This window comes from Mesorhizobium sp. M0243, assembly GCF_040321775.1.
Lineage (GTDB): Bacteria > Pseudomonadota > Alphaproteobacteria > Rhizobiales > Rhizobiaceae > Mesorhizobium.
In genome coordinates, this window is the sequence record NZ_JAMYSF010000002.1 from 189,582 (window position 1) to 211,893 (window position 22,312).

The 22,312-nt window shown below is 63.2% G+C and carries 18 protein-coding genes; 16 read left to right on the plus strand and 2 right to left on the minus strand.

Features of this window, described 5'->3' with window-relative positions:
- Positions 1 to 6: 6 nt before the first annotated feature.
- Positions 7 to 1,140, minus strand: a complete 1,134-nt coding sequence (locus tag NKJ11_RS03000) for an aminomethyl transferase family protein (RefSeq protein ID WP_352792674.1) — start codon at positions 1,138 to 1,140, stop codon at positions 7 to 9.
- A 286-nt stretch (positions 1,141 to 1,426) separates the two neighbouring features.
- Here NKJ11_RS03000 and NKJ11_RS03005 point away from each other — a divergent pair, with 286 nt between their 5' ends.
- The 16 genes from NKJ11_RS03005 (at position 1,427) to NKJ11_RS03080 (ending at position 19,005) form a co-directional block, all read left to right on the plus strand.
- Positions 1,427 to 1,714 (plus strand): hypothetical protein, encoded by a 288-nt coding sequence (locus NKJ11_RS03005; protein ID WP_023808733.1) that lies wholly within the window; start codon positions 1,427 to 1,429, stop codon positions 1,712 to 1,714.
- A 12-nt stretch (positions 1,715 to 1,726) separates the two neighbouring features.
- On the plus strand, positions 1,727 to 2,104 hold the full coding sequence (locus NKJ11_RS03010; protein WP_013532899.1) for a hypothetical protein: 378 nt from the start codon (positions 1,727 to 1,729) through the stop codon (positions 2,102 to 2,104).
- A 35-nt stretch (positions 2,105 to 2,139) separates the two neighbouring features.
- Positions 2,140 to 2,301, plus strand: a complete 162-nt coding sequence (locus NKJ11_RS03015; protein ID WP_013532900.1) for a hypothetical protein — start codon at positions 2,140 to 2,142, stop codon at positions 2,299 to 2,301.
- Positions 2,302 to 2,315: 14 nt separating this feature from the next.
- Entirely contained in the window at positions 2,316 to 3,719 is a 1,404-nt protein-coding gene (locus NKJ11_RS03020) for an APC family permease (protein WP_352628560.1), read from the plus strand.
- A 45-nt stretch (positions 3,720 to 3,764) separates the two neighbouring features.
- Complete coding sequence (locus NKJ11_RS03025; RefSeq protein WP_352792675.1) at positions 3,765 to 4,454, plus strand: hypothetical protein; 690 nt, start codon at positions 3,765 to 3,767, stop codon at positions 4,452 to 4,454.
- Positions 4,451 to 4,774, plus strand: coding sequence for a hypothetical protein (locus tag NKJ11_RS03030; RefSeq protein ID WP_352792676.1), 324 nt, complete (start codon positions 4,451 to 4,453; stop codon positions 4,772 to 4,774). Before NKJ11_RS03025 ends, NKJ11_RS03030 begins: the two co-directional genes overlap by 4 nt.
- A gap of 103 nt (positions 4,775 to 4,877) precedes the next feature.
- Positions 4,878 to 5,774, plus strand: coding sequence for a class II glutamine amidotransferase (locus NKJ11_RS03035; protein WP_127255241.1), 897 nt, complete (start codon positions 4,878 to 4,880; stop codon positions 5,772 to 5,774).
- A gap of 4 nt (positions 5,775 to 5,778) precedes the next feature.
- Complete coding sequence (locus tag NKJ11_RS03040; protein WP_128302431.1) at positions 5,779 to 6,504, plus strand: GltB/FmdC/FwdC-like GXGXG domain-containing protein; 726 nt, start codon at positions 5,779 to 5,781, stop codon at positions 6,502 to 6,504.
- 6 nt (positions 6,505 to 6,510) lie between these two features.
- On the plus strand, positions 6,511 to 7,839 hold the full coding sequence (locus tag NKJ11_RS03045; RefSeq protein ID WP_023808740.1) for an FMN-binding glutamate synthase family protein: 1,329 nt from the start codon (positions 6,511 to 6,513) through the stop codon (positions 7,837 to 7,839).
- 62 nt (positions 7,840 to 7,901) lie between these two features.
- The gene (gene glnT, locus NKJ11_RS03050) at positions 7,902 to 9,209 is read left to right on the plus strand and encodes a type III glutamate--ammonia ligase (RefSeq protein ID WP_352792677.1); all 1,308 of its coding nucleotides are present in this window, start codon (positions 7,902 to 7,904) and stop codon (positions 9,207 to 9,209) included.
- Between the two features lie 36 nt (positions 9,210 to 9,245).
- Positions 9,246 to 10,499: a sarcosine oxidase subunit beta family protein gene (locus NKJ11_RS03055; RefSeq protein WP_128302429.1), complete on the plus strand. Its 1,254-nt coding sequence runs from the start codon at positions 9,246 to 9,248 to the stop codon at positions 10,497 to 10,499.
- 17 nt (positions 10,500 to 10,516) lie between these two features.
- Entirely contained in the window at positions 10,517 to 10,792 is a 276-nt protein-coding gene (locus NKJ11_RS03060; protein WP_128302428.1) for a sarcosine oxidase subunit delta, read from the plus strand.
- Entirely contained in the window at positions 10,792 to 13,773 is a 2,982-nt protein-coding gene (locus NKJ11_RS03065; RefSeq protein ID WP_352792678.1) for a sarcosine oxidase subunit alpha, read from the plus strand. Before NKJ11_RS03060 ends, NKJ11_RS03065 begins: the two co-directional genes overlap by 1 nt.
- Positions 13,766 to 14,395, plus strand: a complete 630-nt coding sequence (locus tag NKJ11_RS03070) for a sarcosine oxidase subunit gamma (RefSeq protein ID WP_023808744.1) — start codon at positions 13,766 to 13,768, stop codon at positions 14,393 to 14,395. The genes NKJ11_RS03065 and NKJ11_RS03070 overlap by 8 nt, the downstream gene beginning before the upstream one ends.
- Before the next feature lie 142 nt (positions 14,396 to 14,537).
- Entirely contained in the window at positions 14,538 to 16,907 is a 2,370-nt protein-coding gene (locus NKJ11_RS03075) for a trimethylamine N-oxide demethylase (protein ID WP_352440037.1), read from the plus strand.
- A 388-nt stretch (positions 16,908 to 17,295) separates the two neighbouring features.
- A complete protein-coding gene (locus NKJ11_RS03080) occupies positions 17,296 to 19,005 on the plus strand; it encodes a trimethylamine N-oxide permease (protein WP_128302425.1) in 1,710 nt (569 codons plus the stop codon).
- Between the two features lie 68 nt (positions 19,006 to 19,073).
- Here the strand turns inward: NKJ11_RS03080 and NKJ11_RS03085 are convergent, their stop codons facing one another.
- Positions 19,074 to 22,220, minus strand: a complete 3,147-nt coding sequence (locus NKJ11_RS03085) for an efflux RND transporter permease subunit (RefSeq protein WP_352792679.1) — start codon at positions 22,218 to 22,220, stop codon at positions 19,074 to 19,076.
- Positions 22,221 to 22,312: the final 92 nt, after the last annotated feature.

Genomic DNA, 22,312 nt, shown 5'->3' on the forward strand with positions numbered 1-22,312 from the left:
TATGCCTCAACCTTTCGCCGTGCGCTTGGTCTTCTTGGGATCATCGAAGGGAAGCGGCTGCGCCGTCGCCTTGATGGCACCGCTCTTGTTGCGGATTTCGAGCTTGGTGTCCTGGACCGCGCAGTCGACATCGAGCCGGGCGATGCCCATCGATTTCTCGACCAGCGGCGAATACATGGCGCAGGTCACCACGCCGACCTTTTTGCCGTCGCGATAGACCGGCGCTCCTTCATCGGCCGGCTCCTTGCCGTCGAGCAGCACGCCATAGATCTTGAAGCGCTCCTTGCCCTTCAGCCGATAGTGCTCCTCGGCGCCGCGAAAGCCGGTCTTGCCGGGGCTGACGGTGAAGTCGAGGCCGAGTTCCCACAGCGTGTCGCCCGGGCCTTCGTTCTCAAACGGATATTTCTGCGAATTGTCGTAGGGGTAAAAGAGCAGATAACTTTCGACGCGCAGCATGTCGAGCGTGGTGAAGCGGCACGGAATGATGCCGGCGCTCTTGCCCTCGTCGAGGATCCTGTCCCAGATCGTGCCGGCATCCTGGCCGCGGCAGAAGATCTCGTAGCCGCGCTCGCCGGTATAGCCGGTGCGCGAAATCATGACGGGCAAGCCGAACAGTTGCGTCTGCATGTGATGGAAATAGTTGAGGTCGCGAATGCCCGGCACGTGCTTGGCCAGATAGTCGACCGCTGTCGGACCCTGCAGCGACAGATCGTGCAGATTGTCGTCGAAGCGCAGCGAGACGTCGCGTCCTACCGAAGCACGCTGCAACTCCTCATGGCCGGTGCCCGAACCATGCACCACCATCCAGGAATTCGGTCCGGTGCGGTAGAGGATGCAATCGTCGGTGAATTTTCCCGCCTCGTTCAGCATGCAGGCATAGGCCGACTTGCCGGGATAGATCTTTTCGACACCGCGCGTCGTCGCCAGATCGATCAGGTGCGAGGCATGCGGCCCGGTGATGTGGACCTTCTTGAGGCCGGAGACATCCATCAGACCGGCCTTGGTGCGGATGGCGATGTACTCCTCGTCGGCGTCCTTGTCGTAGGTCCAGGCGGTTCCCATGCCGCTCCAGTCTTCGAGCTTCGAACCGAGCGCGCGATGGCGATCCGCCAGCGTCGAAAATCTCCAGGATGCCGTCATCCGCACGTCCTCCGTTTCAAAAAGTCTTTGCTGTTCCCTGCTCCCTGCGCAGCGGCGGGAGCTTTGGCCGAATATTGATCGCAAACCTCCGGGCGCCGCAATACCCATAAGCAATTAATTTCATTATCAGGCAAAATCCGTTGCGCCAAGCAAACGGTTAACCCCGCGTAAATCGCGCTTGACAATTGCAGGATTCAGTCAGAACTTATGAAAAAAATTTCACTCTGTTGAAAGAGGACGGCGGACGGGAGATTCGGAACCGGACGGCGGAAAAGGGGAGAAACCGATGTCAGACATGCAGCAGCGCATCGAAGCGCTGTACCGTTCCGACCTGCGCGGAGCCGCGCTCCTGATCGTCTGCCTGTGGGCGACGATCCTCTTCGTCCTCCTCATGACATGGCCCTACATCCCGCACAGCGGCATCAAGGCCGTCGTCGCGATCGCCGCCGCCGCCGTGCTGATCTTCAACACCGCGGCCATCCTGGCGATGGTCAAGCACTACAAGGAAGACAAGGAATTCATTTACGGACTCGACATCAAGAACGCCGACGCGTTCAGCAACCGCAAGTCCTGAGGGGTAGAAGAAATGTCCCGCTACACGCCGCCGGAGCAAAGCAAGGCCGGGCAGGTTTTCGACATCGCCGTCGTCGTCGTCGCCATTTTCGTGGCACTGTGGCTACCGCTCAAGCTGGGCCTCGCCGGCGCGGCGAAATCCATCGACGCGCTCGACGCCAAGACCTGGGAAGCGCTAGGCCAGAACCCGACCATGGCGTCTATCTGGGAAAAGCTCGGCTATACGCCCGAGACCGCGCACGACATCATCCAGAACCGCTTCCACTATGTCATCGACTGGCCGACGCTGATCATCATGGCGGCGGTGCTGATCGGTTATTTCGTCTTCCTGTTTCGTGCATCAGACCGCGAATATCGCGACGTCATCAACGAAAAATTCGACGACAAGTAAGAGTTCTGAGGACGATCTAATCGGGGGACACGATCATGTGGGTAGCACTCTCTTACGCATGCTGGGGCATCTCGATCGTGCTCGCTTTGTGGATGCTCTACGACTGGTTCAAGGTCGACACGACCTTCTCCGAAGAGGTGCTGACCTCCTCGCGCGAAGGCGAACTGGAAGCCACTTCCGAAAAACACCGGATCTGAGTGAGGATTGAACAATGACGATCGCACTTGAACCGGCTGCCCCGGCTGCCCAAGGGGACAGAGTTTCACTCCTGCGCGTGCTCGGACCGGCCCATGTCTGGGCGCTCGGCGTCGGCATCGTCCTGGTCGGCGAATTCACCGGCTGGAATTTCTCGGCCGACAAGGGTGGCGCACTGGCCGCGCTGATCGTCTGCTGGGTCGTGGGATTGCTCTACACCTCGGTCGCCATGATTGATTCCGAGGTGACATCGACCGTGGCCGCCGCCGGCGGCCAGTATGCGCAGGCAAAGCACATCGTCGGACCGCTGATGGCGTTCAACGTCGCGCTGTTCCTGGTCTTTGCCTACACCATGCTCGAAGTGTCCGACGCCATCCTGCTCGGCGATACCATCGTCGCCAAGGCCGGCGTCGAAGGGCTCACCCACAATTCCTTCATCGCCGCGACCATCGTCGTGCTGGCGTGGCTGAACTATCGCGGCGTGCTGATGACGCTCAACGTCAACTTCGTCATCACAGCAGTCGCCTATATCTCGATCGTCATCCTGTTCTTTTCGGTCAGCCCGTGGACGCAAGGCGCCGTGCTGAAGCTGAACGAGTTGGTCACATCAGGCAATGCGCTCCCCTATGGCTGGATCGGCGTCATCGCCGCCTTCCAGTTCGGCATCTGGTACTATCTCGGCATCGAGGGCACCACACAGGCCGCCGAGGAAGTGCGCTCGCCGGCCCGCTCGCTGCCTTACGGCACCATGGCCGGCATGATCACGCTTTTGATCGCAGCCGCCATGACCTGGTATGTCTGCGCCTCGATGATGCCATGGGAGTATCTCGGCATCACCTATTATCCGCTGTGGGACGCCGGCAAGCTGACTGGCAGCCCGCTGCTCGAGAACCTGTTGTTCGTCGCCACGCTGCTTGCTGCAATGGCCTCCGCCAATGGCTGCATCAACGATGCGGCGCGCGCCTGGTTTTCGCTCGGCCGCGACCGCTATCTGCCGACATGGTTCTCGGCTGTGCATCCGAGATATCGCACGCCCTATCGTTCGATCCTGTTCCTGCTGCCGATCGCGCTGGCCTTCGCCTTCATCGCCGACCTCAACCAGGCGATCACCTTCTCGATCCTGTCGGGCGTGCTGCAATATACCTTCATGAGCATCAACATCATCATGTTCCGCAAGAAGTGGCCGCTGGGCTCGATCCGGCGCGGCTACACGCACCCCTTCCACCCGATCCCGGCCATCGTGCTGTTTTGCCTGTGCGTGGTGACCTTCTTCGCCATCTTCCTCGGCTTCGGCTCGCAGCTGATCGCCATGGTCGCCTTCTACTTCCTGATCTCACTGTGGTTCCATTTCTATCGCTACAAATTCGTGCGGCGCGGCGATCAGTTCACCATGCCGTGGCCGAAGCCGCAGGGTTATTGATGGGAGAAGGCCCGTCCATAGCCTGGGCGGGCCTGGCATGAGAAAATGTCCGAGGTGACATCAGCACTGCTGGCCGGGGCCATTGTCCTGGCTGTCGTTCTCCACCTTGCCCGGCAGGCGCGTGCCAGCCGCAGCAGGGCATCGATGGCGCTCGCCGTTGAGCAAGGCCGCATCCGCACAGTCATCGCCGACGCTGCCAATGTTTCGGATGGCACCGCCGGCGTCATCACCTGGGAAGGATCCTGGAACAGCAAACGTGTCCAGGTGCGCACCATCGTCGATACGCTGGCGACGCGAAAACTGCCGGCGCGCTGGCTCAGTGTTTCGGTCACCGAAGAGGTCGCGGTGCCGGCGACGTTCGACATGATGATGCGGCCGGGATCGCCGACGACCTTCTCCAATTTCGATCATCTCGAGCACACGCTGCCGAAGAGCTCAGCATTTCCGGCTGAGGCCGTGTTGCGGACGGATCGCAGGGGCGTCCACTTCCCACTGGAGACCATCGCCGGCCACCTCGGGATTTTTTCCGAAGGACGCGCCAAGGAACTGCTGATCACCCCGAAAGGGGTACGCATCGTGTGGCTGCTGGCCGAAGCCGAACGGGCGCGCTACGGTGTGTTCCGGCAAGCCGAATTCGGCGACGCCACACTCGATCCCGCGCTGATCGAAAGACTGCTGGTGTCGGTGTCGGCGCTTCGCGACGCCATCAACAAAAGCGAACGGCAGGCCGCATGACCATTCCCACCACGGCGCCCACTAACCCCTATCTGGTTCTCGGCGCCGCAATCGTGCTGCCGGGAAGCGGGCATGTCATTCTCGGCGTGCCGGTGCGCGGCCTTCAGTTCCTTTTCTTCATGGTGATCCTGGCATGGGTGACGGCCAAGATCGCACCGTCGGATGCCAGCTTTGTCGGCCGTCACGCCGGCGGCTTCCTGATCTATGCCTTGTCGATTCTCGACGCCTACAAGATCGCTCGCATCCGCACCGCGAAATGGGTTCACAATGCCCGGCGAGACGGCGACAGTGCGCAGAGCGGTATTGAGCCGCCTAGGTAACTAGAGGAATATTTTTTTCATACGATTGAATTTGTGCAACTCATTCGATACATCCTCTCTTAGCTACAAACGATCTCTTGGCTACAAACATCGGGAGGCTGACATGTGTGGAATTGTCGGACTGTTTTTGAAGGACAAGTCGCTGGAGCCCCAGCTTGGCGCGATGCTGTCGCAGATGCTGATCTCGCTCAGCGATCGCGGTCCCGACAGCGCCGGCATTGCCATCTATGGCGCGCCTTCCAAAAATGAGGCCAAGATCACCATCCAGTCGGCCAAGCCGGACCGCGATTTCCGCGGCCTCGAGGCGGAGCTCGCCAAGGCCATCGGCACGCCGGTGACGATCGCGGTGAAATCCACCCATGCGGTCGTCAGGACCACGCCCGCCAAGATCGATGAAGCGCGCGAAACCATCCAGACGCTGCGCCCCGACATCCGCATCATGGGCGCCGGCGACGTTGTCGAGATCTACAAGGAAGTCGGCCTGCCCGAGGCGGTCGTCGATCGCTTCGATGTCCGCAAGATGACCGGCACGCATGGCATTGGTCATACCCGGATGGCGACGGAATCGGCCGTGACGACAATGGGCGCGCATCCGTTCTCGACCGGCGCCGACCAGTGCCTTGTGCACAATGGCTCGCTGTCGAACCACAACAATGTCCGCCGCGAGCTGATCCGCGAAGGCATGACCTTCGAGACCGAAAACGACACCGAGGTTGCTGCCGCCTATCTCTCGTCGCAGATGGCGCATGGCAAGAATCTCGGCGAGGCGCTGGAAGGCACGCTCTCCGACCTCGACGGCTTCTTCACCTTCGTCGTCGGCACCAAGAACGGCTTTGGCGTGGTGCGCGATCCGATCGCCTGCAAGCCCGCCGTGATGGCCGAGACCGACCAGTATGTCGCCTTCGGCTCGGAATATCGCGCGCTGACCAAACTGCCCGGCATAGACAATGCGAGGGTCTGGGAACCCGAGCCCGCAACCGTCTATTTCTGGGAGCATTGAGTTCATGCCGGCGACCACGCTTTCAAAGACCGCGGCGCACGACCCTCGAGTCTTCGATCTCGACCAGCTGTCGTTACGCGAACTCAACCAGGCGCTGCACAATCTGGCGCCCGGCTCGAACGAAACGGCATGGGAAGTGCTGAACCCGAAAGGCAGCCACTCGGTCGCCGTCGGCGTCGACCAGCCTGTTGCCATCGATGTGCGCGGCAGCGTCGGCTATTACTGCGGCGGCATGAATTCCGGCAGCACCATTACCGTGCATGGCTCGGCAGGCCCTGGCGTCGGCGAGAACATGATGTCGGGCTCGATCACCATCAAAGGCGACGCCAGCCAGTATGCCGGCGCCACCGGCAAGGGCGGCCTGCTGGTCATCGAAGGCAATGCCTCGTCGCGCTGCGGCATCTCGATGAAAGGCATCGACATCGTCGTGCACGGCAATATCGGCCACATGTCGGCTTTCATGGCGCAGTCGGGCAATCTGGTGGTGCTGGGTGATGCCGGCGACGCGCTGGGCGATTCCATCTACGAGGCGCGGCTCTTCGTGCGCGGCAAGGTCGACAGCTTGGGTGCCGACTGTATCGCCAAGGAGATGAGGGCCGAGCATCTGGAATTGCTGCAGGGCCTGCTCGACCGCGCCGGCGTGACCGGCGTCAAGCCGGCGGAGTTCAAGCGCTACGGCTCGGCGCGTACCCTCTACAATTTCAATATCGACAACGCCGACGCGTATTGAGGCAGCATGACCTACAGGAACCCGCCGACGACGCCGCGCAAATCCGCGACCTTCGACGACTATACGCTTTCCGAAATCCGCCGCGCCGCGGCGACCGGCATCTATGATATCCGTGGCGCCGGCGCCAAGCGCAAGCTGCCGCATTTCGACGACCTGTTGTTTCTCGGCGCCTCGATCTCGCGCTATCCGCTCGAAGGCTATCGGGAGCGCTGCGACACATCGGTCGTGCTGGGCTCGCGCCATGCCAAGAAGCCGATCGAGCTGAAGATCCCGATCACCATCGCCGGCATGAGCTTTGGCTCGCTGTCCGGTCCGGCCAAGGAAGCGCTCGGACGCGGCGCGACCCTGTCGGGCACCTCGACCACGACGGGCGACGGCGGCATGACCGAGGAAGAGCGCGGCCATTCCAAGCAGCTGGTCTATCAATACCTGCCGTCGCGCTATGGCATGAACCTGCGCGATCTGCGCCGTGCCGATGCGATCGAAGTCGTCGTCGGCCAGGGCGCCAAGCCGGGTGGCGGCGGCATGCTGCTTGGCCAGAAGATTTCCGACCGCGTCGCCGAAATGCGCACGCTGCCGAAGGGCATCGACCAGCGCTCGGCCTCGCGCCATCCGGACTGGACGGGTCCCGACGATCTCGAGATCAAGATCCTCGAATTGCGCGAAATCACAGACTGGGAAAAGCCGATCTACGTCAAGGTCGGCGGTGCCCGGCCCTATTACGATACCGCGCTTGCGGTGAAGGCCGGCGCCGATGTCGTCGTCGTCGACGGCATGCAGGGCGGCACCGCAGCCACCCAGGAAGTGTTCATCGAAAATGTCGGCATGCCGACGCTTGCCTGCATCAGGCCGGCGGTGCAGGCGCTGCAGGATCTCGGCATGCACCGCAAGGTGCAGCTGATCGTCTCCGGCGGCATCCGCAACGGCGCCGATGTCGCCAAGGCGCTGGCGCTCGGCGTCGACGCGGTCTCGATCGGCACGGCGGCACTCGTCGCGCTCGGCGACAATGACCCGCGCTGGGAGGCGGAGTACAACGAGCTCGGCACCACGGCCGGCGCCTATGACGACTGGCACGAGGGGCGCGACCCCGCAGGCATCACCACGCAGGATCCCGAACTGATGAAGCGGGTCGATCCGGTCGCCGCCGGACGCCGGCTGGCGAACTACCTCAAGGTGATGACGCTTGAAGCTCAAACGATCGCCCGCGCGTGCGGCAAGAACAGCCTGCACAATCTCGAACCCGAGGACCTCGTCGCCCTGACGATCGAGGCCGCCGCCATGGCCGGCGTGCCGCTGGCCGGCACCAACTGGATACCGGGGAAGAACGGCTTCTAATCAATGAAGGGCCGAAGCCCGCATACTCTGGGGCCAACAATCGACAAAAATGGGGAACTAGCGTGGCAACTGATCTTGCAGAATTCGCAAGGGCGAAAAACGTCAAATATTTCATGATTTCCTACACTGACCTGTTCAGTGGCCAGCGTGCCAAGCTGGTGCCGGCGCAGGCGATATCAGACATGCAGAAGGACGGCGCCGGCTTTGCCGGGTTCGCCACCTGGCTGGACCTGACGCCGGCGCATCCCGACATGCTGGCGGTTCCGGATCCGGATTCGGTGATCCAGCTGCCGTGGAAGCCTGAGGTCGCCTGGGTCGCGGCCAACTGCATCATGGACGACAAGGAGGTCGACCAGGCGCCGCGCAACACGCTGAAGCGGCTGATCGCGGAAGCCGCCAGCGACGGCATGCACGTCAAGACCGGCGTCGAGGCCGAGTTCTTCCTGATCTCGCCGGACGGCAAAACGATTTCCGACGAATACGACACGGCCTCGAAGCCCTGCTACGACCAGCAAGCGGTGATGCGCCGCTATGACGTCATTGCCGAGATCTGCGACCACATGCTGGCGCTCGGCTGGGGCGCCTACCAGAACGACCACGAGGACGCCAACGGCCAGTTCGAGATGAACTGGGCCTTCGACGACGCGCTGGCGACCGCCGACAAGCACTCGTTCTTCAAGTTCATGGTCAAGTCGATCGCCGAGAAGCATGGCCTGCGCGCGACCTTCATGCCGAAACCCTTCCAGGGGCTTACCGGCAATGGCTGCCATGCCCATATCTCGGTCTGGGACAAGGCCGGCAAGACCAACGTCTTCGCCGACAATTCGATGGAGCTTGGCCTGTCGGCCAAGGGCAGGAATTTCCTCGGCGGCATCATGAAGCACGCCTCCGCGCTGGCCGCCATCACCAACCCGACGGTCAATTCCTACAAGCGCATCAACGCGCCGCGCACCATTTCGGGCGCCACCTGGGCGCCGAACACGGTCACCTGGACCGGCAACAACCGGACCCACATGGTGCGCGTGCCCGGCCCCGGCCGCTTCGAGCTGCGGCTGCCGGATGGTGCTGCCAACCCTTATCTGCTGCAGGCGGTTATCATCGCCGCCGGCCTCGACGGCATCCGCTCGAAGGCCGATCCCGGCAAGCGCTATGACATCGACATGTACCAGAACGGACACACTGTGAAGGGCGCGCCGAAGCTGCCACTCAACCTCCTCGACGCCTTGCGCGAATTCGACAAGGACAAATCGCTCAAGGCGGCGCTGGGTGAGGAATTCTCGTCGGCCTACCTAAAGCTGAAGCACCAGGAATGGAATTCCTATGCTTCGCACTTCACGCAATGGGAGCGCGACCACACGCTGGATATCTGACCACCAGCGCGGTGCGAGCGACCTCGGAATGAACTTATGAAATATTCTATCTTCTCGCTCGCCCGCGCCGCCCTGTCCGGCCACAAGAACTGGCAGCGCACCTGGCGCGACGCCACGCCGAAGGATCGCTACGACGTGGTGATCATCGGCGGCGGCGGCCACGGACTTGCCACCGCCTGGTTCCTCGCCAGCGAGTACGGCATCAAGAATGTCGCCGTACTCGAAAAAGGCTGGATCGGCTCCGGCAATGCCGGCCGCAACACCACCATCATCCGCTCCAATTACGGCCTGCCCGGCAACACCGGCTTCTACGAATTGTCGATGAAGCTGTGGGAGCGGATGGAGCAGGACCTCAACTACAATGCAATGGTCAGCCAGCGCGGCGTCATCAACCTCTACCACTCCGACGCACAGCGCGACGCTTATGCGCGGCGCGGCAACACCATGCGCATCAACGGCATCGACGCCGAACTGCTCGACCTCGCTGCCGTCAAGAAGATGATACCGTTCCTGAACTTCGACAATGCACGCTTTCCCGTGCAAGGCGGACTGTTGCAGCGGCGCGGCGGCACGGCGCGGCACGACGCCGTGGTCTGGGGCTATGCGCACGCGGCAAGCGCGCTCGGTGTCGACATCATCCAGAACTGCGAAGTCACCGGGTTCACCCGCGACACCAACGGCAAGGTGACCGGCGTCGAGACCTCGCGCGGCAGGATCGGCGCCGGCAAGGTCGGCATGGCGGTTGCCGGCAGTTCCTCGCGCGTCGCGGCAATGGCCGGCCTGCGCCTGCCCATCGAAAGCCATGTGCTGCAGGCCTTCGTCTCCGAGGCAATCAAGCCGCTCATCCCTGGTGTCATGACCTTCGGCGCCGGCCATTTCTATGTCAGCCAATCCGACAAGGGCGGCCTGGTCTTCGGCGGCGACATAGACGGCTACAATTCCTACGCCCAGCGCGGCAACATGCCAGTGATGGAGGACGTCTGCGAGGGCGGTATGGCGCTGATGCCGATGATCGGCCGCGTGCGCCTGCTGCGCCAGTGGGGCGGCATCATGGACATGTCGATGGACGGCTCGCCGATCATCGACAAGACGCCGGTCGACGGGCTCTATCTCAACGCCGGCTGGTGCTATGGCGGCTTCAAGGCGACGCCGGGCTCCGGCTTTGTCTTTGCCCACCTTCTGGCCCGCGATGAATCGCACGAAGAGGCCGCACGGTTCCGCCTCGACCGGTTTCGGACCGGCGCCATGATCGACGAAAAGGGCCAGGGCGCCCAACCGAACCTGCATTGAAGGCGGTTTAGAAGAAAATGCGCATTGTCTGTCCCTTCTGCGGCGAACGCGAACTCGGCGAGTTCACCTATCTCGGCGACGCCAAGCCTGTGCGGCCCGAAGCCGGCGCCTCGGAAGACGAGGTCTTCGACTATGTCTATCTGCGCGACAATGTCGCCGGACAGACCAGCGAACACTGGTACCATGGCGGCGGCTGCCGGGCCTGGCTGAAAGTCACCCGCAACTCGCTGACGCACGAGATTTCGTCGGTCGAACCGGCGGCGGGTGCCGGCGCCGCGAAAGTCGGTGCGTGATGGCCGGCGCGCAGACACACCGGCTCGGCAATCGCGGTCTCATCGACCGCTCGGCGCCGCTGAACTTCCGTTTCGACGGCAAGGCTTTCTCCGGCTTCCAGGGCGATACGCTCGCCTCGGCGCTGATCGCCAATGGCGTCAAGCTGGTCGGCCGCTCGTTCAAATACCATCGCCCGCGCGGCATTCTCACCGCCGGTTCGGAAGAACCCAACGCGCTGGTCGAGCTGCGCACCGGCGCACGGCGCGAGCCGAACACCAAGGCGACGACAGCCGAACTCTATGAAGGGCTGGAAGCCGCCAGCCAGAACCGCTGGCCATCGCTGCGCCACGATGTGATGTCGGTGAACCAGCTGTTCGCGCCGATCTTCGTTGCCGGCTTCTACTACAAGACCTTCATGTGGCCGGCGAAATTCTGGGAAGCGATCTACGAGCCGGCGATCCGTCGCGCCGCCGGCCTTGGCCGCGCCGCAGGCGTCGCCGATCCGGACCACTACGACAAGGCATGGGCGCATTGCGATGTGCTGATCGCCGGCTCCGGCCCGGCCGGTCTGGCCGCGGCATTGGCAGCCGGCCGCGCTGGTGCCCGCGTCATCCTGTGCGAAGAGGATTTTGTCCCCGGCGGCCGCCTGCTGTCGGATGGCGGCACGATCGATGGTGTGCCGGCAGCCGAATGGCTGTCGCGGACGCTGACTGAACTGGCTGATATGCCGGACGTCCGCATCATGACCCGCACGGCACTATTCGGCGTCTACGATGGCGGTACCTATGGCGCGATCGAGCGGGTCAACGACCACCTGCCCTCGCCGCCTCAGCATCAGGTGCGCCAGCGGCTGTGGCGGATCGTGGCCAAGCGTTGCGTTGTCGCGGCCGGCGCCATCGAACGGCCGATCGTCTTTGCCGGCAACGACACGCCCGGTGTGATGATGGCGTCCGCCATGCGCACCTATGTCGCGCGCTATGCGGCGACACCGGCCAAACGCATCGCGCTGTTCACCAACAATGAGGATGGCTGGCGCACGGTCGAGACTGCACTCGGTGCCGGCCTACAGATCGCGGCGGTCATCGATGCACGGTCCGAAGTGTCGCCGGCGCATCGTTCGCTGGCCTCCAAGGGCGGCTTCCCGGTGCTGCATGGTTCCGTCAGTGGCGTCGATGGCGGCAAGGATGGCGTCAGGAAAATCGCGGTGTCGCTCACCGGCGGCGCGCGCGCCGAGGTCGAAGCGGACGGGCTCGCCGTTTCCGGCGGCTGGAACCCGGCGGTCGGGCTGACCTCCTTCCATCGCGGTCGGCCAGCGTGGCGTGACGACATCTCCGCCTTCGTGCCCGACGGCGCGCCTCCCGGCATGGTCGCCGCCGGCGCCGCCAATGGCGATTTCGGCCTCGGCGCCTGCCTGAGCCAGGGATTTGCCGCCGGCGCGGCAGCGGCGCGTGACACGGGACATGGCGGCACAGTGGGTACCGCGCCTTCCGCCGACGACGAGGCATTCTCGCTGACGCCGCTCTGGCACGTCGCCGGCAAGGGCAAGGCTTTTGTCGATTACCAGCACGACGTCACCGCCTCTGACATCGAACTGGCGCAACGCGAAGGCTTTGAATCCGTCGAACACCTGAAGCGCTACACGACGCTCGGCATGGCCACCGACCAGGGCAAGACCTCTAATGTCGCCGGCCTTGCCATCATGGCCGCGGTCAGCGGCCGTTCGATCCCCGAGACTGGCACGACGATCTACCGGCCGCCTTACGTGCCGGTCGCCATCGGCGCCTTCGCCGGCCATCACCGCGACGAGACGTTCCATGCGACGCGGCTGACGCCGTCGCACCACTGGGCCGTGGAACAAGGTGCTGTCTTCGTCGACACCGGCCTGTGGAAGCGGGCACAGTGGTACCCCCGCGCGGGCGAGAAGGACTGGCTGGAATCGGTGACCCGCGAGGTCAAGGCGGTGCGCGGTGGCGTCGGCTTCTGCGATGTCTCGACGCTCGGCAAGATCGACGTGCACGGCCCCGATGCCGGCGCCTTCCTGGATCGCGTCTACATCAACACCTTCTCCAGCCTCGCAGTTGGCAAGGCGCGCTATGGGCTGATGCTGCGCGAGGACGGCATCGTCTATGACGACGGCACGACGTCGCGGCTGGCCGAGGACCATTATTTCCTGACCACCACCACGGCCAAGGCCGGGCTGGTGATGCAGCATCTCGAATTCTGCCGCCAGGTGCTGTTCCCGGAGCTCGACGTGCAGCTCACTTCCGTCTCCGACCAGTGGGCGCAATTCTCGATCGCCGGGCCGAAGACACGCGACCTGCTGAGGGAAATCGTCGATCCGACCGAGGACCTTTCCAACGAAGGCTTTCCATTCATGGGCGCGCGCGAAGTAGCACTTCGCGGGGGCCTGAGGGCAAGGCTGTTCCGCATCTCGTTCTCAGGCGAGATGGCTTTCGAGATTTCGGTGCCGGCGCGCTTTGGCGATGCCATGGCGCGCAATTTGATGCTGGCCGGAGCGCCATTCGGCGTGACGCCTTACGGCACCGAGGCGCTCGGTGTCATGCGCGTTGAAAAGGGTCACGTCGCCGGACCGGAACTGAGCGGCACGACGACAGCCGCCGATCTTTGCCTCGGCAAAATGATGTCGACCAAGAAGGATTTCATCGGCCGCGTGATGGCCGGACGCGAGGCACTGATCGCCCCGGATCGCCAGGTCGTGGTCGGCATCAAGCCGACCGACAAGGGCCGCCGCTTGCGCTCTGGCGCGCACATCATCCCGAAGGGTCAGACGCCCGGCCCCGGCAACGACCAGGGCTATGTCACCTCGGTCTGCTTCTCGCCGACGTTGGATCAGTGGATCGGGCTCGCGCTTGTCGAACGCGGCCGCGAGCGCATCGGCGAGATCGTCCACGCGCATGATCCATTGCGCGGCGAAGACTACGATGTCGAACTCTGCAATCCCGTCTTCTACGATCCGGATGGAGGGCGTCAGCGTGGTTGATTTTTCCTGGACTCCCCGCAGTCCGCTTGAAAAAGCGCTTGTCACCGGTGCGCATGGTGCACGCGGTATCGAGGCTGGCGTCTCGCTGACCGAGGTTCGCAATTTTGATCCGATCCAGGTGATGGCGCGGCGCGGCAAAGGAGCCGAACTGGCAAAGGCGACTAGGACCCGCTTCGGCATCGCGGCACCGGATGCGCCGAAGGCGGTACAAACTCCGGATGCCACGCTGATCTGGTCGGGGCCGGATCAGTTCTTGATCCTGTCGAAAAGTGGCAAGCACACGATGTGGACGCTGGCGCCGGCATTCACCGGTCCCGCTTCGCTATCGGACCAGTCGCATGCACGCGCGTTGATCAGCGTTTCCGGAATCCAGGCGCGCGCCATGCTCGCCAAGCTGTCGTCGATCGACCTGCATGCCGCCTCGTTTCCGATTGGTGCCGCTGCTGCGACGTCGATGGACCACACCAGCGTCACGCTCTGGCGCGGGAATGATCGGCCGGATGGCCTGGCGGTGTTCAACCTCCTGGTGTTCGCGACCTTTGCCGAAAGCCTTTGGCATACGATGCTCGACTCGGCTGCGGAGTACGGCGTTACGGTCAGCCATTCCGAGGATTTCGAATAGCGTTTGCGCGCGCCCCACCTTCTCCCTTGGGGGAGAAGGGAAGAAGTGCGCTTCGCCTTGCCAAACGCACGCGCACTGCTATTCTTACCGCTAAAATAATTTCACACACAGGCAAACTTGTTTCTCGAACCGCAAGGCTGAGATGAGCCAGTCGCCCTACCCCGCAATTGCCGCCGGACCGCCGCGGCCGAGCCTCATCCTGAGGCCCGGCCAGATCGCGCTGCCGCCGGGCATGGAGCGTTATACGATCCATGGCAATGGCGCGGTGCTCATCGATATCATGGCCGGCGACACGATCACCGTGCGCAATGTCGAGGGTGGCCAGGCCTGCGAGTTGCTGGCCTGGGACAGGACCGGCGCGACCGATCCCGGCATTTTCGGTGAAGCATCGGACAGCAACGCTGCCGGCATCAAGGCGCTGCTCATAGAGGACGACGACAGCCTCGCATCGCTACGGAGCGGGCTCGCGCGCCGGCAGGTGCAGCTTGACCATGCCAAGGCGGTGCGGGTGTTCGGCGCCACTACGCCTGCCGGTACAGAACAAACATTCACGGTCACGCGTGACGGCTCGATGCTGATTGCGGCCCCCGGCGGGCCGATGCTGGTCGACGGTCACGACACGGCGACGCCGCTGACCGCCATCGTTCGCCGCGCCACGATCCGCCCGGCGGCGAAATCGCTGTTGGCGGACCCGCTGGCCGACCCGGTGCTCGATTTGCGTGTCCATTCGGCGACGGCGGAGGCCTATTTCGTCAAGGCCGGTGACTATCTGCAGATCATCGATGTCGACGGCCGCCAGTGCACCGACTTCCAGTGCTTTTCGGCGCGCAAGCTGGACAGGGGACTGGATCATCCGCTCGACGTGACGACAACGCGCACGCTGATGGGTGCGAGCTACCCGATGCCCGGCCTGCATTCCAAATACTATGACCAGGACATGGAGCCGCTGGTCGAGGTGGTGCAGGACACATGCGGTCGGCACGACGCCTTCGCGCTCGCCTGCGCCGCCAAATATTACGACGACATCGGCTATCCCGGCCACACCAACTGCTCTGAGAACTTTAATCGCGCGTTGTTGGACAAAGGCGTCACGCCCCGCGCCGGCTGGATGGCGATCAACTTCTTCTTCAACACCGCGATCGACGCGCATGGCGTCATGGTGTCCGACGAGCCGTGGTCGCGGGCGGGCGACTACGTGCTGCTGCGGGCGCTCACCGACATCGTCTGCGTTTCCTCCGCCTGCCCCGACGACACGACGCCGGCCAATGGCTGGAACCCGACCGACATCCATGTGCGGACCTATTCCGGCCAGCACAAATTCTCGCGAGCGATCGCCAGACGCATGACGCCCGATTCGGAACCGAAAATGACCCGCGAGACAGCTTTTCATTCGAGCTTTGCCAAGCACACCCGCAACTTCGGCGAGTACAGGGGCTATTGGCTGGCCAATTCCTTCGCCAAGGACGGGCCGATCGCCGAATACTGGGCCTGCCGGCAGGACGCGGTGATCATGGACCTGTCGCCGCTGCGCAAGTTCGAGGTTACCGGTCCGGATTCCGAAGCGCTGCTGCAATACACGCTGACCCGCGAGGTCAAGAAGCTGGGCGTCGGCCAGGTGGTCTACTCGGCGATGTGCTACGAGCATGGCGGCATGGTCGACGACGGCACCCTGCTGCGGCTCGGCAAGGACAATTTCCGCTGGGTCGGCGGCGACGATCTGTCCGGCGAATGGCTGCGCGAGACGGCCGCCAAGCTGGGTCTCAACGTGCTGGTGCGCTCGTCGACCGACCAGATGCACAATGTCGCCGTGCAGGGTCCGAAGAGCCGCGACATCCTGCGAGAAGTGATCTGGACTTCGCCATTGCAGCCATCGATCGACGAACTCGAATGGTTCCGCTTCGCCGTCGCCCGCATTGGTGGCGGCAACGGCATTCCGGTCGTGGTCTCGCGCACCGGCTATACCGGCGAGCTCGGCTACGAGATCTGGTGCCATCCGCGCGACGCCGAAAAAGTGTTCGACGCCATCTGGGAAGCCGGCCAGTCGCATGGACTGAAGCCGATGGGGCTGCAGGCGCTGGACATGGTGCGCATCGAGGCCGGGCTGATCTTCGCCGGCTACGAATTCTCCGACCAGACCGACCCGTTCGAGGCCGGCATCGGCTTCACCGTGCCGCTGAAGAGCAAGACCGACGATTTCATCGGCCGCGAAGCGCTGATCCGCCGCAAGGAGCACCCGCAGACGAAGCTGGTCGGCCTCGACATCGAGGCCAATGTCGACGTCGGCCATGGCGATTGCGTGCATGTCGGCCGCGCCCAGATCGGCGTGGTCACGTCGGGCATGCGTTCTCCGATGCTGAACAAGACCATCGCGCTGGCCAGGCTCGACGTCACCCATTCAGCTGTCGGTACCGAGGTCGAGATCGGCAAGCTCGACGGCCATGCCAAGCGGCTGCCGGCGCGCGTCGTCGCCTTCGCCCACTACGATCCGCAAAAGACCAAACCACGCTCCTGACGGCCTTCCTCCCAAGACAGTGAGGCCGTGCTGGCAGTTCGTGATAGGAATTTTTTCTTGACCTGCTGAGGGCAGCTATGCTACATATTCGTCCATGGTGCTGATTTGCGCCGCGACCCGCCTCCGGCGGGTTTTTCGTTTCCAGACCCCTGGTCCTTTTCCGAACAATCCTGCCCGCCAGTGTGAAGCTGACATGTTTCGCAAGCGGGATGTGCACGGCGCGACAATTCGCTTGACCTGAAAGCGCGCCGGATCAATCTTCACTGTTAAGAAAAAAATACGACTGAGTGGAAACACCGGCAGTCGAACAATGCATGCGTCGATGGTGAAGCCTCGCGAAGCCGCGGCGGTCACGAACGGGGAACATCAAAATGGGGAACAAAGACATATGAGCACGATAGTGACTGTCCTGGAGCCGCTTGCCGAAGGCAAGTTGCACCGAAATATCGACTGGCGCGGCGCCTTCTGGGTGGCGAGCGGTGTGCCTGCCCTCGTCCTGTTCTCGATCGGCGGCATTGCCGGCACGACCGGCACGCTGGCCTTCGCGATCTGGATCTTCTCCATGATCATGGGCTTCCTGCAATCCTTCACCTATGCCGAAATCGCCGGCCTGTTTCCGAACAAGTCGGGCGGCGCGTCGATCTACGGCGCCACCGCATGGCTGCGCTATTCCAAGTTCATCGCGCCGCTGTCGGTGTGGTGCAACTGGTTCGCCTGGTCGCCGGTGCTATCGCTCGGCTGCTCGATCGCCGCCGCCTATATCCTCAACGCGTTGGCGCCGGTGCCGCTGTTCACCGATGCCTCGCCCGAAGTCGTCGCCTATATCGCCGCGCATGCCGGGACGAGTGCCGCCGACGCCATCACGGCGGTGACCGCCGCGGCAACGCCGGTGATCCGCAACTGGACGCTCTACAGCCACACGCTGGGGCCGGTCTCGTTCACCCTCAACGCGACCTTCTTCATCGGTGCGGTGCTGATGCTGATCATCTTCGCCATCCAGCATCGCGGCATCCTCGGCACTGCCAACGTGCAGAAATATATCGGCCTGCTGGTCATCATTCCGATGCTGATCGTCGGCGTGGTGCCGATCGTCACCGGCCAGATCAACTGGGCGAATTTCTCGCCGCTGGTGCCGCTGGCGGCCGCCTATGCGCCCGAACCCGGCGCCTGGAACATTGCCGGCTGGACGCTGGTGCTTGGCGGCATGTTCATCGCCGCTTGGTCGACCTACGGTTTCGAGACCGCCGTCTGCTACACCTCGGAGTTCAAGAACCCGGGCACCGACACGTTCAAGGCGATCTTCTATTCCGGCCTTTTGTGCATGCTGCTGTTCATCCTGGTGCCGTTCACCTTCCAGGGCGTGCTTGGCCTCAACGGCATGCTGGCGACACCGATCGTCGACGGCTCCGGTGTCGCCGACGCGCTGGCCGGCATGGTCGGCGGCGGCGCACTGATCCACAGCCTCTTGGTGATGCTGATGATCCTGGCTCTGGTTCTGTGCATCATGACCGCCATGGCAGGCTCTTCGCGCACGCTCTACCAGGGCTCGGTCGATGGCTGGCTGCCGCGCTATCTCAGCCATGTCAACGAACATGGCGCGCCGACGCGGGCAATGTGGACCGATCTCGTCTTCAACCTGATCGTGCTGGCCATCGCCTCTGCCGACGCGACGAGCTTCTTCTTCATCCTCGCCGTGTCGAACTGCGGCTATATCATCTTCAACTTCCTCAACCTCAACGCCGGCTGGATCCACCGCATCGACAACGGCCATATCGCCCGGCCCTGGAAAGCACCGAGCTGGTTGCTCGGCGTCGGCGCGATCTTCGCCTATGTCAACATGATCTTCATGGGCGCCGGCGCCAAGGTGTGGAACCCGATGGCGCTGTGGGCCGGCCTGATCACCGCGGCCCTGATCATCCCGGTGTTCTGCTTCCGCCACTATATCCAGGACAAGGGCAAGTTCCCCGACCACATGCTGGCCGATCTCGGCATGACGGGGGCCGACCTCTCGGTCAAAAAGGCGGGCATGCTGCCTTATCTGACGCTGGTCGCCGGCGTGGTGGTGATGCTGCTCGCCAACTGGTTCTTCGTCATCTGACCTCGTAAAAGTGAAAAGGATCGGGCGCGCTTCGGCGCGCCCGATCCTTTTCGACTGGCGTGATCGATCTATTCGGCGGCCAGCGCCAATTGCGGCTTTTCGGCTTCCTGGCTCAGTTCCAGATCGTCCGTCCGGCCCTCCGCCCCGCGCTTCTTCGGCTCCCGGCCGAAGAACAGGGCGTAACCGGCCGGCAGGACCAGGATGGTCAGCACCGTGGCAACCAGGATGCCGCCCATCATGGCGTAGGCAAGCGGACCCCAGAAGACGCCGCGCGAGATCGGGATCAGCGCCAGTACCGCCGTCAGCGCCGTCAGCGTGATCGGCCGGAAACGGCGAACGGCCGAACCGATGATCGCCTCGTAGCGGTCCATGCCCGCGGCGATGTCCTGGTCGATCTGGTCGACCAGGATGATCGAGTTGCGCATGATGATGCCGAGCAGCGCGATGACGCCGAGAATGGCGACGAAGCCGAACGGCGCGCCGCTGATCAAGAGTGCCGCGGCAGCACCGATAATGCCAAGCGGACCGGTCGCCAGCACCAGCATCGCCTTGCCGAAGTTCTGCAGCTGGATCATCAAAAGCACGACGATGACGGCCAGCATGATCGGCGCCTTGGCGGCGATCGAAGCTTGGCTTTCCGCCGAATCCTCCGCACCGCCCTGGATCTCGACCTTGTAGCCGGGCGCCAATCCGTCACGCAGGCCCTGCATATCCTTGTACAGTTTGGTGACGACGTCATTGGACTGCACGCCGTCGGGCAGCGTTGCCCGCACACTGATGGTCGGCAGACGGTCGCGGCGCCACTCGATGCCTTGCTCCAGCACCGGCACCACCTTGGCAACCTGCGACAGCGGCACGAAGCCACCGAAGTCGGTCGGGATATAGACCGAGTCGACCGAGGACAGCAGGCTGCGGCTGGCATCCGGCTCGCGGGCGACGATGGACACCGTCTCCTCGCCGTCGCGGAAGTCGTCGAGCGGCGCGCCGGACATCGCCGCCTGCAGCATCTGGCGGATGCGCTGCGAGGTGACGCCGAGTGCGCGGGCACGATCCTGGTCGATGACCAGCTTCATCGCCGGAACCGGCTCCAGCCAGTCATCATGCACGGCGCCAAGCAGCGGATCCTCGCGGAACTTCGCCTTCACCTGGTCGGCGATGCGGCGCACCTCCTGGCGATCCGGCCCCATGACGCGCATCTGCACCGGCCAGCCGGTCGGCGGGCCGAGGAACAGACGATCGACTTTGGCACGGATGGATGGGAAGTCTTGCGCCAGGACGGTGCGCAACTTGACGATCAGCCGTTCGCGGGCCGGTTCGTCATTAGCCATGACGAGCAGCTGGGCGAAGTTGGGGTTGCTCAGCTGCTGGTCGAGCGGCAGGAAGAAGCGCGGCGCGCCTTCGCCGATATAGGTGGCGATGAAACGCTTGTCCTTGTCGTCCATCATCTTGGTTTCGAGCGCCTTGGCCTGCGCCTCGACTTCCTTGATGCTGGTGCCTTCCGGCAGCCAAAGGTCGACAAGGATTTCCGGCCGCGACGATTGCGGGAAGAAGTTCTGCGGAATGAACTGGAAAGCCCACAGGCTGGTGCCGAAGGTGACCAGCGTCATCACCAGGACGATGATGCGATGGCGCACGGCCCAGCCGACGGTAGCACGAAGCCGGCGGTAGAAACGTGTGTCGAAGACATCGTGATGGCTGCCGGCATGCTTGCGCTGCTTGAGGATCATGTTGCCGAGCCATGGCGTGAAATAGACCGCGACGAACCAGGAGACGATCAGCGCGATGCCGACGACATAGAACAGGGTGCGGACATATTCGCCGGCGGTCGAGGCCGCGAAGCCGACCGGAATGAAGCCGGCCGTGGTGATCAGCGTGCCGGTCAGCATCGGGAAGGCGGTCGAGGCATAGGCGAAGCTCGCCGCCTCGACCTTGACCATCCCCTCCTCCAGTTTGCGCTCCATCATCTCGACGACGATCATCGCGTCGTCGACCAGAAGACCGAGCGCGATGATCAGCGCGCCGAGCGAGATGCGCTGCAGGTCGATGCCGAGTTCGTACATGATGGCGAAGGTCGCAGCCAGCACCAGCGGGATGGCGATGGCGATGACCAGGCCGGAACGCCAGCCTATCGACAGGAACGAGACGACGAGCACGATCAGCAGCGCTTCGCCAAGCGCATGCATGAACTCGGCCACCGCATCGGTGACGACGCCGGGCTGGTCGGAGATCTGGTCGACCGCAGCGCCGTAGGGCAGCGCCTCTTCGAAGCGCTTGTAGGTGGCCTCGACATCCTTGCCGACGTCGGTAACCTTGAAGCCCTTGGCCATGACGACGCCCAACTGCACGCTGTCGTGACCGTTGAAGCGGTATTTGCGCTGGAACGGATCTTCCAGCCCCGAGGTCACCGTGGCGATGTCGCCCAGCCTTGTGACCTGTCCGCCGGCGCGCAGGCGCAGGTTCCGGATATCCTCGACCTTGCCGACATCGCCCTCGACGGAGATGCGTACCGAGTTGGTGCCGGTATCGACGGAGCCGGCCGGGTCGACATTGTTCTGTCCCTTGATCGCATTCTGCAGATCGGTCAGCGTCAGGCCGCGTTCGGCCAGGGCCTTGGACGAGACGTCGATATAGAGCTTTTCCGGCTGGTCGCCGATGATGACGGCCTTCTCGACGCCGGGCGTCGTCAAAAGCATGTCACGCGCCTGGATGGCGAACTTCTTCAGCTCGGGATAGCTGAAGCCATCGCCGCTGATCGAATGCAGCGTGATGAAGGTGTCGCCGAACTCGTCGTTGAAATAGGGGCCGAGCAGACCTTGCGGCAAGTCACCGGCAATGTCACCGACCTTCTTGCGCACCTGGTAGAAAGCGTCCGTCACCTCGGCGGTGTTGGTGTCGCCCTTGATCTGCACAGTGATGATGGCGCTGCCGGCGCGGGTGAAGGAGCGCACGAAATCGAGATGCGGCGTTTCCTGCAGCTTGCGTTCGATCTTGTTGACGACCTGGTCTTCCATCTCCTTGATCGAGGAGCCCGGCCAGATCGCCTGGACGACCATGATCCGGAAGGTGAAATCGGGATCTTCCTTCTGGCCCATACGCATCAGGCCGAGCGCGCCGGAAATGATGATCAGGCCGAACAGGAACCGCGCAACGGCGGGATGGCCGATTGCCCAGCGCGACAGGTTGAAGGGCCGCTTCTCTTCCGTGGAATTGGTCATCGACGCTGGTCCATCTATCTAGCGCAACAAAATCGAGGGTTCGTAGTGGCTTCCGGGCGGCAAGGCTCTCCGAGAGGAGAAACGCTCATCGC

What these genes read in the sequence shown, in the direction of transcription:
- NKJ11_RS03025 (WP_352792675.1), top strand. Translation starts at nt 3,765, where the DNA reads ATGTCCGAGGTGACATCAGCACTGCTGGCCGGGGCCATTGTCCTGGCT.
- NKJ11_RS03020 (WP_352628560.1), top strand. Translation starts at nt 2,316, where the DNA reads ATGACGATCGCACTTGAACCGGCTGCCCCGGCTGCCCAAGGGGACAGA.
- NKJ11_RS03075 (WP_352440037.1), top strand. Translation starts at nt 14,538, where the DNA reads ATGAGCCAGTCGCCCTACCCCGCAATTGCCGCCGGACCGCCGCGGCCG.
- NKJ11_RS03005 (WP_023808733.1), top strand. Translation starts at nt 1,427, where the DNA reads ATGTCAGACATGCAGCAGCGCATCGAAGCGCTGTACCGTTCCGACCTG.
- NKJ11_RS03045 (WP_023808740.1), top strand. Translation starts at nt 6,511, where the DNA reads ATGACCTACAGGAACCCGCCGACGACGCCGCGCAAATCCGCGACCTTC.
- NKJ11_RS03030 (WP_352792676.1), top strand. Translation starts at nt 4,451, where the DNA reads ATGACCATTCCCACCACGGCGCCCACTAACCCCTATCTGGTTCTCGGC.
- NKJ11_RS03015 (WP_013532900.1), top strand. Translation starts at nt 2,140, where the DNA reads ATGTGGGTAGCACTCTCTTACGCATGCTGGGGCATCTCGATCGTGCTC.
- NKJ11_RS03080 (WP_128302425.1), top strand. Translation starts at nt 17,296, where the DNA reads ATGAGCACGATAGTGACTGTCCTGGAGCCGCTTGCCGAAGGCAAGTTG.
- NKJ11_RS03055 (WP_128302429.1), top strand. Translation starts at nt 9,246, where the DNA reads ATGAAATATTCTATCTTCTCGCTCGCCCGCGCCGCCCTGTCCGGCCAC.
- NKJ11_RS03065 (WP_352792678.1), top strand. Translation starts at nt 10,792, where the DNA reads ATGGCCGGCGCGCAGACACACCGGCTCGGCAATCGCGGTCTCATCGAC.
- NKJ11_RS03035 (WP_127255241.1), top strand. Translation starts at nt 4,878, where the DNA reads ATGTGTGGAATTGTCGGACTGTTTTTGAAGGACAAGTCGCTGGAGCCC.
- NKJ11_RS03010 (WP_013532899.1), top strand. Translation starts at nt 1,727, where the DNA reads ATGTCCCGCTACACGCCGCCGGAGCAAAGCAAGGCCGGGCAGGTTTTC.
- NKJ11_RS03000 (WP_352792674.1), bottom strand. Translation starts at nt 1,140, where the DNA reads ATGACGGCATCCTGGAGATTTTCGACGCTGGCGGATCGCCATCGCGCG.
- NKJ11_RS03060 (WP_128302428.1), top strand. Translation starts at nt 10,517, where the DNA reads ATGCGCATTGTCTGTCCCTTCTGCGGCGAACGCGAACTCGGCGAGTTC.
- NKJ11_RS03040 (WP_128302431.1), top strand. Translation starts at nt 5,779, where the DNA reads ATGCCGGCGACCACGCTTTCAAAGACCGCGGCGCACGACCCTCGAGTC.
- NKJ11_RS03085 (WP_352792679.1), bottom strand. Translation starts at nt 22,220, where the DNA reads ATGACCAATTCCACGGAAGAGAAGCGGCCCTTCAACCTGTCGCGCTGG.